This window comes from Nonomuraea sp. NPDC026600 (assembly GCF_040638335.1).
GTDB lineage: Bacteria > Actinomycetota > Actinomycetes > Streptosporangiales > Streptosporangiaceae > Nonomuraea.
Window position 1 is genome coordinate 1 of the sequence record NZ_JBEZYD010000099.1, and the last position, 2,470, is coordinate 2,470.

At 56.7% G+C, this 2,470-nt stretch carries 1 rRNA gene; it reads left to right on the forward strand.

Annotated features, from left to right (window positions below):
• Positions 1 to 2,465, forward strand: a 23S ribosomal RNA gene (locus AB0F17_RS66325); the annotation flags it as partial.
• Between the last annotated feature and the right edge of the window lie 5 nt (positions 2,466 to 2,470).

The following is a 2,470-nucleotide window of genomic DNA, read 5'->3' on the forward strand; positions in this document are numbered from 1 at the left end:
TGTGATGTGACTGCGTGCCTTTTGAAGAATGAGCCTGCGAGTTATGGTGTGTGGCGAGGTTAACCCGTGTGGGGGAGCCGTAGCGAAAGCGAGTCTGAATAGGGCGTTTGAGTCGCATGCTGTAGACCCGAAGCGGAGTGATCTACGCATGGGCAGGTTGAAGCTCAGGTAAGACTGGGTGGAGGACCGAACCCACCAGGGTTGAAAACCTGGGGGATGATCTGTGTGTAGGGGTGAAAGGCCAATCAAACTCCGTGATAGCTGGTTCTCCCCGAAATGCATTTAGGTGCAGCGTTGCGTGTTTCTTGCCGGAGGTAGAGCACTGGATGGCTAATGGGCCCGACAAGGTTACTGACGTCAGCCAAACTCCGAATGCCGGTAAGTGAGAGCGTGGCAGTGAGACTGCGGGCGATAAGGTTCGTAGTCGAGAGGGAAACAGCCCAGATCACCGACTAAGGCCCCTAAGCGTGTGCTAAGTGGGAAAGGATGTGGAGTCGCAGAGACAACCAGGAGGTTGGCTTAGAAGCAGCCACCCTTGAAAGAGTGCGTAATAGCTCACTGGTCAAGTGATTCCGCGCCGACAATGTAGCGGGGCTCAAGTACACCGCCGAAGTCGTGGCATTGACTCCTCTTCTGGGGGGGTTGATGGGTAGGGGAGCGTCGTGTATGCGGTGAAGCGGCAGAGTGATCTAGCCGTGGAGTGTACACGAGTGAGAATGCAGGCATGAGTAGCGAATCGAGGGTGAGAAACCCTCGCGCCGGATGACCAAGGGTTCCTGGGGCAGGCTAATCCGCCCAGGGTAAGTCGGGACCTAAGGCGAGGCCGACAGGCGTAGTCGATGGACAACGGGTTGATATTCCCGTACCCGCTTCAATGCGCCCATATCGAACCTCGTGATGCTAAGAGTCCTTAAGTCCTCTGATGTCCTTCGGGACTAGGGGTGAGGCTGAACGCTCGATCCGATCGGGTAGTAGGTAAGCGATGGGGTGACGCAGGAAGGTAGTCCAGCCCAGGCGATGGTTGTCCTGGGGTAAGCATGTAGGGCGGAACGTAGGCAAATCCGCGTTCCATATGCCTGAGATGTGATGCCGAGCCGATTGTGGTGAAGTGGATGATCCTATGCTGCCGAGAAAAGCCTCTAGTGAGTGTTGTGGCGGCCCGTACCCTAAACCGACTCAGGTGGTCAGGTAGAGAATACTAAGGCGATCGGGTGAACTGCGGTTAAGGAACTCGGCAAATTGCCCCCGTAACTTCGGGAGAAGGGGGACCTCTGCTGGTGTAGGAGCGTGCCTCCGAAGCTGGTGGTGGTCGCAGTGGCCAGGGGGAAGCGACTGTTTACTAAAAACACAGGTCCGTGCGAAGTCGTAAGACGATGTATACGGACTGACGCCTGCCCGGTGCCGGAACGTTAAGGGGACTGCTTAGTCAGCGTGAGTTGGCGAAGGTGAGAACTTAAGCGCCGGTAAACGGCGGTGGTAACTATAACCATCCTAAGGTAGCGAAATTCCTTGTCGGGTAAGTTCCGACCTGCACGAATGGCGTAACGACTTCCCCGCTGTCTCAACCGCAGACCCGGCGAAATTGCACTACGAGTAAAGATGCTCGTTACGCGCAGCAGGACGGAAAGACCCCGGGACCTTCACTACAGCTTGACATTGGCGTTTGGAACGTCTTGTGTAGGATAGGTGGGAGACTGGGAAGCTGTCACGCTAGTGATGGTGGAGTCATTGGTGAAATACCACTCTGGTCGTTTTGAACGTCTAACTCTGGTCCGTGATCCGGATCGGGGACAGTGTCTGGTGGGTAGTTTAACTGGGGCGGTTGCCTCCTAAAGAGTAACGGAGGCGCCCAAAGGTTCCCTCAGCCTGGTTGGCAATCAGGTGTCGAGTGTAAGTGCACAAGGGAGCTTGACTGTGAGACTGACGGGTCGAGCAGGAGCGAAAGCTGGGACTAGTGATCCGGCATCGGCGTGTGGAAGCGGTGTCGCTCAACGGCTAAAAGGTACCCCGGGGATAACAGGCTGATCTTCCCCAAGAGTCCATATCGACGGGATGGTTTGGCACCTCGATGTCGGCTCGTCGCATCCTGGGGCTGGAGTAGGTCCCAAGGGTTGGGCTGTTCGCCCATTAAAGCGGTACGCGAGCTGGGTTTAGAACGTCGCGAGACAGTTCGGTCCCTATCCGCTGCGCGCGCAGGAGACTTGAAAGGAGCTGTCCCTAGTACGAGAGGACCGGGACGGACGAACCTCTGGTGTGCCAGTTGTACCGCCAGGTGCACGGCTGGTTGGCTACGTTCGGAAGGGATAACCGCTGAAAGCATCTAAGCGGGAAGCTCGCCTTGAGATGAGGTCTCCCACCATGAGAGTGGGTAAGGCTCCCGGTAGACGACCGGGTTGATAGGCCGGAGGTGGAAGCACGGTAACGTGTGGAGCTGACCGGTACTAATAGGCCGAGGACTTGACCACAAAGC